Origin of the sequence: Kitasatospora sp. NPDC086009 (genome assembly GCF_044540385.1) — a bacterium.
GTDB lineage: Bacteria > Actinomycetota > Actinomycetes > Streptomycetales > Streptomycetaceae > Kitasatospora.
In genome coordinates, this window is record NZ_JBITSA010000006.1 from 73,699 (window position 1) to 86,268 (window position 12,570).

The 12,570-nt window shown below is 72.6% G+C and carries 11 protein-coding genes; 6 read left to right on the forward strand and 5 right to left on the reverse strand.

The window, feature by feature from the left end; genetic code table 11:
• Nucleotides 1–85: 85 nt before the first annotated feature.
• Nucleotides 86–856, reverse strand: a complete 771-nt coding sequence (locus tag ACIF6L_RS16910) for a hypothetical protein (protein ID WP_396488610.1) — start codon at nucleotides 854–856, stop codon at nucleotides 86–88.
• Nucleotides 857–1,004: 148 nt separating this feature from the next.
• Here ACIF6L_RS16910 and ACIF6L_RS16915 point away from each other — a divergent pair, with 148 nt between their 5' ends.
• Nucleotides 1,005–1,718 carry a prepilin peptidase gene (locus ACIF6L_RS16915; RefSeq protein ID WP_359836770.1) on the forward strand — a complete coding sequence of 238 codons (714 nt, stop codon included), beginning with the start codon at nucleotides 1,005–1,007 and terminating at the stop codon, nucleotides 1,716–1,718.
• A gap of 101 nt (nucleotides 1,719–1,819) precedes the next feature.
• Here ACIF6L_RS16915 and ACIF6L_RS16920 read toward each other — a convergent pair whose 3' ends face one another.
• The gene (locus ACIF6L_RS16920; protein ID WP_396488608.1) at nucleotides 1,820–3,430 is read right to left on the reverse strand and encodes a chitinase; all 1,611 of its coding nucleotides are present in this window, start codon (nucleotides 3,428–3,430) and stop codon (nucleotides 1,820–1,822) included.
• Nucleotides 3,431–3,952: 522 nt separating this feature from the next.
• Here ACIF6L_RS16920 and ACIF6L_RS16925 point away from each other — a divergent pair.
• The 4 genes from ACIF6L_RS16925 to ACIF6L_RS16940 all read left to right on the forward strand — a co-directional run bounded on the left by ACIF6L_RS16925 (nucleotide 3,953) and on the right by ACIF6L_RS16940 (nucleotide 9,437).
• Nucleotides 3,953–4,747, forward strand: a complete 795-nt coding sequence (locus tag ACIF6L_RS16925) for an isoprenyl transferase (protein WP_329489398.1) — start codon at nucleotides 3,953–3,955, stop codon at nucleotides 4,745–4,747.
• Nucleotides 4,748–4,972: 225 nt separating this feature from the next.
• Nucleotides 4,973–6,307, forward strand: a complete 1,335-nt coding sequence (locus ACIF6L_RS16930) for a PhoH family protein (protein ID WP_329489399.1) — start codon at nucleotides 4,973–4,975, stop codon at nucleotides 6,305–6,307.
• Nucleotides 6,308–6,737: 430 nt separating this feature from the next.
• Entirely contained in the window at nucleotides 6,738–7,496 is a 759-nt protein-coding gene (locus ACIF6L_RS16935) for a transglycosylase SLT domain-containing protein (RefSeq protein WP_329489400.1), read from the forward strand.
• A gap of 468 nt (nucleotides 7,497–7,964) precedes the next feature.
• Nucleotides 7,965–9,437 carry an AI-2E family transporter gene (locus ACIF6L_RS16940; protein ID WP_396488606.1) on the forward strand — a complete coding sequence of 491 codons (1,473 nt, stop codon included), beginning with the start codon at nucleotides 7,965–7,967 and terminating at the stop codon, nucleotides 9,435–9,437.
• Between the two features lie 82 nt (nucleotides 9,438–9,519).
• On the opposite strand, the gene ACIF6L_RS16945 is transcribed toward ACIF6L_RS16940, so the two are convergent.
• The gene (locus ACIF6L_RS16945; protein WP_329489402.1) at nucleotides 9,520–10,062 is read right to left on the reverse strand and encodes an alkyl hydroperoxide reductase; all 543 of its coding nucleotides are present in this window, start codon (nucleotides 10,060–10,062) and stop codon (nucleotides 9,520–9,522) included.
• Nucleotides 10,063–10,067: 5 nt separating this feature from the next.
• The gene (locus tag ACIF6L_RS16950; protein ID WP_329489403.1) at nucleotides 10,068–10,619 is read right to left on the reverse strand and encodes a peroxiredoxin; all 552 of its coding nucleotides are present in this window, start codon (nucleotides 10,617–10,619) and stop codon (nucleotides 10,068–10,070) included.
• 189 nt (nucleotides 10,620–10,808) lie between these two features.
• Here ACIF6L_RS16950 and ACIF6L_RS16955 point away from each other — a divergent pair, with 189 nt between their 5' ends.
• Nucleotides 10,809–11,759, forward strand: a complete 951-nt coding sequence (locus ACIF6L_RS16955) for a LysR substrate-binding domain-containing protein (RefSeq protein ID WP_329489404.1) — start codon at nucleotides 10,809–10,811, stop codon at nucleotides 11,757–11,759.
• A 74-nt stretch (nucleotides 11,760–11,833) separates the two neighbouring features.
• Here the strand turns inward: ACIF6L_RS16955 and ACIF6L_RS16960 are convergent, their stop codons facing one another.
• Nucleotides 11,834–12,460 carry a TetR/AcrR family transcriptional regulator gene (locus ACIF6L_RS16960; RefSeq protein WP_396488603.1) on the reverse strand — a complete coding sequence of 209 codons (627 nt, stop codon included), beginning with the start codon at nucleotides 12,458–12,460 and terminating at the stop codon, nucleotides 11,834–11,836.
• Nucleotides 12,461–12,570 lie beyond the last annotated feature (110 nt).

A 12,570-nucleotide genomic window follows, 5' to 3' on the forward strand; every position in this document is an offset into this window, starting at 1 on the left:
GGGTATCCCGGGCCGGTCCGGCGCGTGTGCGGGGACACGCGCCGGACCGCCCTCAAAGGCCCCCTTCGAACGGCAGGCGGAGCTGTCAGCCGGCCTTCCAGATCAGGGGCTCGGTGTCCAGAACGCTGCCGAAGACGAGGAACTTCGGCGGGGTGTTGGTCGGAACGAGATAGACCGCACACTGCTGCTGGGTCTGGCCGTCCGCCAGGGTGCCGGGCTTCTTGCCGGAGTCGCACTGCGGGATCGACTTCAGGACGGTCGGCGCGGGCAGCACCCCGCCGGTGGCGGCGGTGTCCGACTTCACCTTGAACCGCATCATGAAGTACTCGTCGGTGAGCGGGCCACCGGTGCGGTTGGTGAACGAGACGGTCACGTAGTACGGCGTCTTGCCGTCGAGCTCGGCCGGCTTGAAGTTGTACGGCGCGACCTCGGCCGCGGTGCCCTTGACCACCGAGACCGGGGTGACGTCGGCCTTGGTCTTGCCCAGGTAGCTGCCGGTGGCGGTGGTCGCCAGCGGGTTGTCGTAGCCGATCTTCCCGCTGCCGGCGCCGCCGCCGGCGCCGCCGATCGGGTTCCCGCTGGTGGCGGCGGACGGGACGGCGTTCGGCGTGTTGCCGCCGGCGCCCGCCGTGCCGGCCGTGCCGGCCGTACCGCTGGTGCCCGCGGTGCCGGCGGAGCCGCCGGTGGCCGACGGGGCCCCGGTGGCGCCCGGCGCGGTGGTGGCGGCGGCGCTCGCGCCCGCGGCGCCCGCCGCGCCCGCGGCCGGGTCCTCGTTCTCCGGCCCGCAGGCGGTCAGCAGCAGCGCCAGCGCGGCGAGCGGGACGGCGGCGCGCAGCGCGTTCTGAGTGTTGGTCACAGTGGGTCCCCGTGGATGATGTGGTCGGTGCGGCGCCGGAATGCGGATGTGGCGCCGCGAGGTCGGACGCCGGCGAGTGCCGGGCGGTTCCCGGGGAACCGTACCGGTGCCCGAGGACAGTGACCGACGGTGGACGAGAGGGGGCGCCGTGATCGCGGCCGTGCTCGGGGCGGTGCTGGGCGGCCTGCTGGTGGCGCCCGCGCTGCGGGGTCTGGTGGTGCGTTACGCCGTGCCGGAGGGCGGGCCGTGGTGCACCCGGTGCCCGGCGTGCGAGCGGCGGTTGCGCGGTCTGCCGCCCGGCGGGCGCTGCCCGGGCTGCCGGGAGCGGCTGGGGCCGGGGGCCTGGCAGGTGGAGGCGGTGACCGTCGCGGTGGCGGCGGCCGCGCTGTCGGCGGCGCACCCGGCCGACGCGGTGCTGCTGCTCTGGGCGGCCGGCCCGGGCGTGGTGCTCGGCTTCACCGACGCCCGGGTGCGGCGGCTGCCGTACCCGCTGAGCTGGGCGCTGGCGGCCGGCCTGGCCGCGCTGCTGGTGGTGGTGGAGCTGGCGGCCGGCAGTCCGGGTGTGCTGCTGCGCTGTCTGCTGGTGGCGCTCGCCGCCGCCGCGCTGTTCGAACTGCCCGGCTGGATCGGTCTGATGGGCCCGGGGGACACCGTGCTGGCGCTCGGCCTGGGCGCGCTGCTCGGCCGGTACGGCTGGTCGGCCGCGTTCACCGGGCTCTTCGCGGCCTCGGTGCTGGCCGGGCTCTGGGCGGTGGTCCGGGCGGTGGCGGCCCTGGCGCGGCGGCGGCCGGTGCGCGGGCTGGAGCTGCCGATGGGCCCGTTCCTGCTGCTCGGCACCCTGGCCGCGGTCCTGCTGCAGTAGGAGGAGGGGGGACGAGCGGGGCCCGCCGTACCGGTCCGGTACGACGGGCCCCGCCGTCGGCGCGCGAGCCCCACCCTCAAGGAGCGGCGCGCCGGGGGGAGTTACGGCATCTGGTGGACGAACGGGCCGACCGCGTTGGAGAAGGCGTTCCCGTTGTTGGCGTCCCAGTTGGTGGACCAGGTCATCGCGCCGCGGATGGTGGGCCACTTGGCCGGCGGGACGAAGCTGCCGCAGTTCTTGCCGGTGGCCAGGCAGTCCAGCGCGTTGTTCACCACGGTCGGCGAGACGTAGCCGCCGCCGGCCGCCTTGCTGGAGGCCGGGACGCCGATGCCGACCTGGTCGGGCCGCAGGCCGCCCTGGATCTGGGTGCAGACCTGTGCGGTGATGAAGTCGATGGTGCCCTGGTTGTAGACCTTGCCGTCGCAGCCGTTCATGCCGCCCGAGTTGTAGAACTGGGTGTTGACGACGGTCAGGATGTCCTTGGTGTTCAGCGCCAGTTGGAAGTAGGCACCGGCGGTGCTGTACATCCCGATGGTCTCCGGGGCCATCGTCAGGATGAAGTTCGAGCCGACCTTGGCCTGCAGGCTGTGCAGCGCGTTCCCGAGGTAGGTCGGGTTGACGCCGTTCTCCAGGTCGACGTCGATGCCGTCGAAGCCGTAGTCCTTGATGATCGCGTAGGCGCTGTCGGTGAACGCGGCCGCCGCGGCGGCGTCACCCACGCTGATCGCGCCGTTCTGGCCGCCGATCGAGAGGACGACCTTCTTGCCGGCCGCCTGCTTGGCCTTCAGGTCGGCGCGGAACTGCGCGTCGGTGTAGCCGCCGAGGGCCTTGGCGAGCCCCGGGTCGAGGGTGAAGCTGATCGCCCCGCCCCTGGTCGGCACGGCGTCGGCGAAGGAGACCGCGATGATGTCGTAGGCGCTCTGGACGTCGCTCAGCTTCTGGACGGTCGCGCCGTTGTCGAAGTTGTGCCAGTAGCCGGTGACCACATGCTTCGGCAGGCCGGTGACCGGCGGGGCGGTGGTGGTCGCGGTCGCCGTGGGCGTCGGCGTGGCGGTCTGGGTCGGGGTGGCGGTCGCCGTGGGGGTGGCGGTCGCGGTCGGCGTAGCGGTGGCCGTGGGCGACGCGGTGGCGGTCGGCGTGGCCGTGGGCGTCGCGGTCGGGCTCGGCGTGGAGGTGCCGCCGGGGCCGCTCAGCGTGATGTCGTCCGCGAGGTAGGCGCTCTGGCCGTACCAGCCGTGCACGAACAGCGTGACGTTCTTGACGTTCGCGCCGGTGGTGAAGGTGGAGGAGAGCTGGTTCCAGCTGTTCTGGTTGGACCAGCTGCTCGGGTCGGTGCCGCCGGTGCCGCGCGCGCCGAGGTAGACGTACGGGCCCTGGACCCAGGCGCTCAGGGTGTAGCTGGTGTTGGGCAGCACGCTGATGGTCTGGGTGCACTCGGCGGTGTCCGCGGCGCCCGGCGTGGCCTGCAGCGCGCCGGTGCCGGAGTGGACCGGAGTGGAGACGGTGCCCGCGGCGCCGGTACAGACCCAGCCGGCGGTCGAACCGGAGTCGAAGCCGCCGTTGGAGACCAGGTTGCCGGCGGCCGCGCTGGCGCCGCCGGCGAAGAGGGCGAGGCCGCTGCCGGCGAGGGCGAGGGCGGTGGCACCGGCGGCGAGGGCCGGAAGGGTGCTGCGCCGGCGCTTGTGCGCGGGCTGGTTCAGCGTACGGGCCATGGAGGTGCGCTCCTGGGGGAGGAGCGGCCGCCGCGGTGGGGGGCGCGGCGGCCGCGTGTGGGGGAGGGCTCCCGCCGGGCCGACGAGCGTGCCCGGGCCGAGGACGACGGACGGTCGGCGGTGTGGGAGCACCGGAGCGAGGAGCGTCGTGTTCGGTTCGGGAACGCCCGGGGGCGAGGAGGGAATTGCGTCCGCAGTACTGCCTCGGATGGGGCGGCGGTGGTGCGTGTTCCGCCCTGGGTCACAAGCTGGACTAGACCATTGGTGGTCGTCAAGCATTGAACCGTCGGCTTACGGATTCTTTAAGGAACCGGATACCGTTCCGTATCCGGAGCCCCGGGAGCCACCGGGCGTTCGCGCGGGTGTGTTCCGGCCACTCCCGCCACGCGGCCCCCGACGCGCTCCGCACAGGACTGTGACCGGACTGCTACCTGCGGCTTTACCCACTGCCTCCGGGCCGGAGTAGGCTGCGCCGGGGGTTGTGACGTCCCCCGGTGAATGAGTACGGAGGGGCCGAAAACCATGGGTCTGCGCGATGTCGTCGAACGCACGCCGGGTCTGCGCACCCTGCTGGACGGTATGTACGGCCTCTACGGTCGCCGGGTCGAGGTGCACCTCGCCCGGACCCCCCATCACATCGGCGTGATCCTCGACGGCAACCGCCGCTGGGCCAAGGCGACCGGCGGCTCCACCGCCTACGGTCACCAGCGCGGCGCCGACAAGATCAGCGAGTTCCTCGGCTGGTGCGACGAGACCCACGTCAAGGTCGTCACGCTCTGGATGCTCTCCACCGACAACCTCTCCCGGCCGGCCGACGAGCTCGTCCCGCTGCTCGGGATCATCGAGGACGCCGTCACCGGCCTGGCCGCCGCCCGTCGCTGGCGGGTCAACCCGGTCGGCGCGCTGGACCTGCTCCCGCAGCACACCGCGGACGTGCTCAAGCGGGCCGCCGACGAGACCGCCGGGATCGACGGGATCACCGTGAACGTCGCCGTCGGGTACGGCGGCCGGCACGAGATCGCCGACGCCGTCCGCTCGCTGCTCCAGGAGCACGCCGGGCGCGGCACCTCGATCGAGGAACTGGCCGAAATCCTCGACGTCGAGCACATCGCCGAGCACCTCTACACCAAGGGCCAGCCCGACCCGGACCTGGTCATCCGCACCTCGGGCGAGCAGCGGCTCTCCGGCTTCCTGCTCTGGCAGAGCGCGCACAGCGAGTTCTACTTCTGCGAGGCCTACTGGCCCGCCTTCCGGAAGGTCGACTTCCTCCGGGCACTGCGCGCGTACGAGGAGCGCCACCGGCGGATGGGGCTCTGACGCCCACCGGCCCCCACCCGCCCCCGCCGACCCCCCAGTAGGGCTGGAGTACCCGGCGGCGCCGCGAGGCCAAACGTTCACCGGCAATGATCCGTCAGTTCGCCGAGTGCGTGAATGCACCGCCCCTCGCCTGGGAATACTCCGAGCAGACCGGCCCCGAGGCCACCGGGGCAGCGGGGGCCGGCTTGCCGCGGATGACGCAGGGTCATCCGCTCTGGAGGCCTAGTGGTCAGTTCCAAGAGCCGCCGGACACCAGACCGGCGGACCTACGTTCTCGACACCAGCGTGCTTCTGGCGGACCCGCTCGCCATGACCCGCTTCGAGGAGCACGAGGTCGTCCTGCCGGTGGTCGTGGTCACCGAGCTGGAAGCCAAGCGGCACCACCCGGAGCTGGGCTACTTCGCCCGCCAGGCGCTGCGGCTGCTCGACGACTACCGCATCCGTTTCGGCCGGCTCGACGAGCCGATCCCGGTCGGGGAGCTCGGCGGCACCATCCGGGTCGAGCTGAACCACTCCGACCTGTCGATACTGCCGGTCGGCTACCGGTCCGCGGGCGGCGAGGCGGACAGCCGGATCCTTGCGGTGGCCCGCAACCTGCAGGCCGAGGGGTACGACGTCACCGTCGTCTCCAAGGACCTGCCGCTGCGGATCAAGGCCAGTTCGGTCGGCCTGCTCGCCGAGGAGTACCGGGCCGAGCTGGCGATCACCTCCGGGTGGACCGGCATGGCCGAGCTGCACGTCCCCGCGGACCAGGTGGACGCGCTGTTCGCGGCCGGCCACGACGCCGCGGTGGACGTCGAGGGCGCGGCCGAGCTGCCCGTCCACACCGGACTGGTGCTCGGCTCCGAGCGCGGCCGGGCGCTGGGCCGGGTCACCGGCGACGGCCGGGTGCGGCTGGTGCGCGGCGAGCGCGAGGCCTTCGGGCTGCGCGGGCGCAGTGCCGAGCAGCGGGTGGCGCTGGACCTGCTGCTCGATCCGGAGGTGGGCATCGTCTCGATGGGCGGGCGGGCCGGTACCGGCAAGTCGGCGCTGGCGCTGTGCGCGGGGCTGGAGGCGGTGCTGGAGCGGGGGCAGCACCGCAAGGTGATGGTGTTCCGGCCGCTGTACGCGGTCGGCGGCCAGGAGCTCGGCTACCTGCCCGGGTCCGAGACGGAGAAGATGAGCCCCTGGGCGCAGGCGGTCTTCGACACCCTCTCGGCCGTGACCACCCCGGACGTCATCGAGGAGGTGATCTCCCGGGGCATGCTGGAGGTCCTGCCGCTGACCCACATCCGGGGGCGTTCGCTGCACGACGCCTTCGTGATCGTGGACGAGGCGCAGTCGCTGGAGCGCAACGTCCTGCTGACGGTGCTCTCCCGGATCGGCCAGGGCTCCCGGGTGGTGCTGACCCACGACGTGGCCCAGCGGGACAACCTGCGGGTCGGCCGCTACGACGGCGTCGTCGCGGTGGTCGAGAAGCTGAAGGGCCATCCGCTGTTCGCCCACATCACCCTCACCCGCTCCGAGCGCTCCCCGATCGCGGCGCTGGTCACGGAGATGCTGGAGGACATCAACCCGTGATTCGCCCGCACTAGGGCATAGTCGGACAATACGGTCAACTCCGGCTGTGGGGGCCGCTCCTGACGGGAGCGGCCCCCGTCCCTTTCATCACATCGAGTGCTTTCTGTCCGGAGAACTCCAGTGCGGTGAATGTGAGATGCGCCACGCAACAGGGAATTGCGTCGACAGTGCCCGGTGCGGCATGGTGAGGGTTCTGTCAGGCCCCGCGTACGGCATGGCAGGGCCCCCGGGAGACCGTGGGCCCGGTCCGGACGGTCCGCCAACTCCGGTAGGTGGACGCACAATTGAACACCGATGAGCCGTACGCCGCCCGATCGCAACGCCCGGTCGCCCACCGCTTCCGGACGCCGGGTCAGTACCTCCCGTGACCAGCACCGTACGGAGGGCAGCGCAAAGGGGCATCTTGCGCCCGTACGGTCACGCGTGGGCGATGCTGGAAGGAAACCATGTGACTCGGATCTCGGTCCGGGGAGTCGCTGTGGCCTCCGCCACCGCCGTCACCGCAGTCGGTGCCGTCGTGGGTATGGCCTCGGGCAGCGAGGGCAAGACGACGCAGACGGTCGATGTCGCCGGCGCGACCCTGCTTGCCGAAGTCCCCTCTGGCGCCCAGGCGCAGACCATCAGTGACAACATCGGCACGCAGGCCTCCGCCCAGCAGGCCGCCGCCGATGCGGCCGCGAAGGCCGCCGCGGAGCAGAAGGCCGCCGAGGAGGCAGCGCGCCAGCAGGCCGCCGCCGACGCGCAGGCCAAGGCTGACGCGCAGGCCAAGGCCGACGCGGAGAAGGCCGCCAAGGCGGCCGAGGAGAAGCGGAAGGCCGACGAGGCCGCCGCCAACCGCTCCAAGGCGCGCTCGGCGATGGCTGCCACCGACACGTCGGCCCCCCCGGTTTCGGTCAGCCCCGGTTCGGTCCAGGAGATCGCCCAGCAGATCGTCGGCAGCGACGCTCAGTTCCAGTGCTTCAGCCAGATCGTGAAGCGCGAGAGCGGCTGGGACTACACCGCGACCAACAAGAGCTCCGGTGCGTACGGCCTGGTCCAGGCGCTGCCCGGCACCAAGATGGCCTCGGCCGGTGCCGACTGGCGCACCAACCCGGCCACCCAGATCAAGTGGGGCCTCAGCTACATGAACAGCCGCTACGGCAGCCCCTGTGGCGCCTGGTCCTTCTGGCAGTCGCACCACTGGTACTAGGAACCACCGGTACCCGCGGCACGCCGTACCACCTCGGCCCCCGACCGCTCTCCTGCGGTCGGGGGCCGAGGTGTGTGGTGGGCCGCCCCGCCGCCATGGCCGTGCGCCGCGATGGACGGGCCGCGCCGCCCGGGCCGCGCTGACCAGTGCGCTCGCGGGCGGAGCGGGCCCGGGTGCGGACGCGGGGCGCGGGGAGGGGTCCTGGTTGCTCCCCGCACCGGCCGGTCCGCCGACAGATGGCTCCTGTACTCGTTCGGAGTCCTCCCCGTTGCCCGGTGCCTGAAACCACCCGGTCACCACCGGTTTGTCCGGATACGGACCGGCCGCCCGACCGGCCCGCGGGCGGCCGCGCGGTCGCCCGGCGGACTCGTGCCGGGCCGGGCGGGTAGTTTCATCCCTGACGGCCGTGGCGCGACCCACGGCGTACCGCCGGCACGGCGGCCCAACGGGGGAGCGGTGGTAGCGAGGATGGCGCGGGGCGGGAAGGCCTTCAAGGCCGTGGCCAAGGGCATGGCCGTGGTGGCGAGCGCGGCCGCCGTGATCGAGCGGCGCCGGCGGGCCGCGATCGCGGCCGAGTACCACGAACCCCCGGACCCGCTGCCGGTACCGGAGCAGGTGTCGGCTTCGGCGCCCGCCGCCGTGGCCGCGACACCGGACCCGCTGCCGGCGCCGCGCGGGGAGCACGCCGAAGCGGGCCGGGGCCAGGCCCCGGCCGCGCCGGCGCCCACCCATGGCGCCTTCGGGCGCGAACTCCACCCCGGTCGGCCCGCCACCCCGGCCGAGGCGGTGCCCTGGGGCCTGCGGGTGGCGGCCGAGTCGACCTGGCGGCTGCTGCTGCTCGGCGCCGCGCTCTACGTCGTCTTCATGGTCGTCGACATGCTGCGGCTGGTGGCCTTCGCGGTGCTGGCCTCGCTGCTGATCTCCGCGCTGCTGGAGCCCACCGTCTCCTGGCTGCGCCGGCACGGCGTACCGCGGTCGCTGGCGGCCGGCGGGGTGTTCATGAGCGGTCTGGCCGGGATCGGCCTGGTCGGCTGGTTCGTGGTCTGGCAGGTGACCACCAACCTGTCGACCGTGACCACCAAGGTCCAGGACGGTGTGGCCACCCTCCGGGACTGGCTGATCACCGGGCCGCTGCACCTGACCCAGCAGCAGATCACCGACTTCGCGAACCAGATCACCAAGGCGATCAGCACCAACACCGAGCAGCTCACCTCGGTCGGCCTCACCGGTGCGCAGATCGCCGTCGAGGTGCTGACCGCCGTCCTGCTCGCCTTCTTCACCACCTTCTTCTTCCTCTACGACGGCGAGCGGATCTGGAACTGGGTGCTGCGCGGCCTGCCCCGGCACTCCCGCTACGCGATGGCCGGGGCCGGTCCGAAGGCCTGGGCCACGCTCACCGCGTACGTGCGCGGGACGGTCTGCGTGGCCTTCATCGACGCGGTCTGCATCGGCGTCGGCATCCAGATGCTCGGGGTGCCGATGGCACTGCCGCTGGCGGTGATCATCTTCCTGGGGGCCTTCGTCCCGCTGGTCGGGGCGCTCGTCACCGGCACCGTCGCGGTGCTGATCGCGCTGGTCACCGAGGGTCCGTTCACCGCGCTGATGGTGCTGGTGGTGCTGGTCGCCGTCCAGCAGATCGAGGGGCACGTGCTTCAGCCGCTGATCCTCGGCCGGGCCGTCCGGGTGCATCCGCTGGGCGTGGTGCTCGGGGTGGCCGCCGGCTCGATCATCGGCGGCATCGGCGGCGCCATCGTCGCGGTGCCGCTGATCGCGGTCACCAACACGGTGGTCGCCCACCTGCGCCGCCGCAACGAGGCCGGGCAGGCCGTCTTCACCGCGATGGAGGCCGCCCGTGAGGCGGCCGTCGCCCGAACAGCGGCCGCCACGTCCGCGGGTGCCGCGGCGCCCGGTGGGACGGGTGCGCCGGTGAGCGCCGAGTAGGTCCGGCCGGGCCCCGGCCCACCCGAACGCGCGAGGGCCCGCCGGACGGAAGTCCGGCGGGCCCTCGTGGTGTGGCGTGGGATCAGGCGTCGACGCCGGCCAGGGCGGCCTCGGAGTCGAGGACGCCGGCCACGGCCTGCAGCACGGCGGCGATCTTCACGGAGGCCTGGATGACCTCGCGCGCGACACCGGCCTTGCTCAGCACGCCCTCGTGGGAGTCGAGGCACTGGCCGCAGCCGTTGATGGCCGAGACCGCGAAGCACCAGAGCTCGAAGTCGATCTTCTCGACGCCCGGAGTGCCGATGATGTTCATCCGCAGGCCGGCCCGCATGCCGCTGTACTCCTTGTCGGAGAGCAGGTGCGTGGTCCGGTAGTAGACGTTGTTCATCCCCATGATCGCGGCCGCGCCCTTGGCGGCGTTGTACGCCTCCGGGGAGAGGTTGGCCTTGGCCTCGGGCTCCAGCGCACGCAGCACGGCGGGGCTGCGGGTGGCCATCGCGCAGGAGAGCACGGTGCCCCAGAGCTGCTGGGCGGGGAGGTCGGAGTTGCCGATGACCGCGCTCAGGTTGAGCTTGAGGTCCTTGGCGTAGTCCGGGAGGGCGGACTTCAGGTCGTCGAGAGCCATGTCGGTCAGCCCGCCAGCAGGGCCTGGGCGTCGAGGGTGTCCTCGCCCTTGGTCCAGTTGCACGGGCACAGCTCGTCGGTCTGCAGGGCGTCCAGCACCCGCAGGACCTCCTTGGGGTTACGGCCGACGGAGCCGGCGGTCACCATGACGAACTGGATCTCGTTGTTCGGGTCGACGATGAAGACCGCGCGCTGGGCGGTGCCGTCAGCGCCCTCGACGCCACAGGCGCGCATCAGCTCGTGCTTGACGTCGGCCAGCATCGGGAAGGGCAGGTCGCGCAGGTCCTTGTGGTCCTTGCGCCAGGCGTGGTGCACGAACTCGGAGTCGCCGGAGACGCCGAGGATCTGGGCGTCGCGGTCCGCGAACTCCTCGTTCAGCTTGCCGAACGCGGCGATCTCGGTCGGGCAGACGAACGTGAAGTCCATCGGCCAGAAGAAAACGATCTTCCACTTGCCCTCGTAGGACTTGTGGTTGATCTCGGCGAAGGCGTTCGCGGCGTCCAGGTCGACGCAGGCGTTGAGTTCGAACTCGGGGAACTTGTCACCGATCGTGAGCACGTTCGCTTCTCCTGAAGTGATGAGGGGAGTTTGTCCGGATTGCGGAACGGCTTCCACGATTCCACATCGTGGACTGATCAGGGAAATAGCTACACTCGATGTGTCTGATCGGAGAGAGTTATCAATACCCCCACGCCCCCCTCCCGCCCCAGGCCCCGCAGGGGCACCACGCGCAAACCCGAGGCCGCTGTGGGGAGTGCCACACCCCGTGGCCCCCGCGCGCCCACCGTCGCCCAGCTCAAGGCCTTCGTGGCGGTGGCCGAGCACCGGCACTTCCGCGACGCGGCGGCCGCCACCGGGACCAGTCAGCCCGCCCTGTCGGGAGCGGTCGCGGCGCTGGAGGAGTCGCTGGGCGCGCAGCTGGTCGAGCGTACGACACGCAAAGTGATCGTCACTCCCCTGGGGGAGCGCGTGCTCGAACACTCGCGCCGGGTGCTCGCCTCCTTGCAGGCCCTGACCGAGGAGGTGGAGGCCGCCCGCCGGCCGTTCACCGGCCCGCTGCACCTCGGCGTCATCCCGACCGTCGCCCCCTACCTGCTGCCCACCGTGCTGCGGCTGGTCCGCGACCGCTATCCGGAGCTGGAGCTGCACGTCCACGAGGAGCGCACGCCCTCGCTGCTGGAGGGGCTGGCCGCCGGCCGGCTGGACGTGCTGCTGCTCGCGCTCCCGGCCGGCGGGGCCTCGCCCACCCGGGACATCCCGCTGTTCGACGAGGACTTCGTGCTGGTCACCCCGCCCGGGCATCCGCTCGCCGGGCGGATCGACGTCCCGCGCGACGTGCTGCTCGACCTGGAGGTGCTGCTGCTGGAGGAGGGCCACTGCCTGCGTGACCAGGCCCTCGACATCTGCCGCGAGGTCGGCGCCGACCCCGGTGGCTCCACCACCCGGGCGGCCGGGCTCTCCACCCTGGTCCAGCTGGTGGCCGGCGGCCTCGGTGTCACCCTGCTGCCCACCACGGCGCTGGACGTCGAGGCGGGCCGGACCGACCGGCTGGCCGCCGTCCGCTTCGCGGCCCCCGCGCCCGGGCGCCGGATCGGGCTCGCCACCCGGCCGGGCTCGGCCCGCAGTGCGGAGTACGACCGGTTCGCGGCCTCGCTGCGCGAGGTGCTGGCGGAGCTGCCGGTCCGGATCGTCGAGTAGTCGGGCCGGGTCGCCGGGCCGGGCCGGGCTGCCGGTCCGGCCCCGGGCGGCGCCCGCCCCGCGCCCGCCCCGCGTCAGCCGGTCCGGGCCGCCGAGCCCAGGCAGAGCCCGACCGTGGTGGCGACCAGCAGGTCCAGCGCCCGCAGCGCCTCGGCGTCCGGCTGCTCGCCGGTGCTGCGCAGCACCAGGTAGCGGTCGGTCAGCCCGTCGAAGCCGGTCAGGAAGTGCGTGGCGATGTCGCGCGCGGGCAGGGCCAGCTCCAGGCCGTGGGCGGCCGCGAGGGCGTCGAGCATCTGCGAGGCGGTGTCCTCGATCTCGTGCTGCAGCCCGCGCATGATGTCCTGGAGGTCGGGGTCGCGCAGCGCCAGCGCCGCGAACTCGTCCAGCAGGACGCAGCGCCCCTCCTCGCCGGTGGCACCCGCCCAGAGCGCGTGCACCATGGCCCGGATCTGCTCGCCGAAGGGGCCGTCGCCCGGTGCGGCGTCGCGCACCTGGCCCACGAACTCGGCCGTCAGCTGTTCGACCACGGCGCGGTAGAGGTCCTTCTTGGTGCCGAAGGTGTAGTGCACCGTCGCCTGTGCCACCCCCAGCTCGGCCGCGATCGCCCGGGTACTGCCGGCGGCGACGCCCTCGCGGGTCATCAGGTCGATGGCGGCCCGGACCAGTTGCGGGCGCCTTTCGGAGGCGGGGACATGTGCCATTGGGCCAGGGTAGCGCCACGGTCAAATAACTCGGTCGAGTGAATCTGTCGGTCGATTATGTCGACCAACTTTGTCAGCTGACAAAGTTGGCCGTACGGTGGAGTCCGACC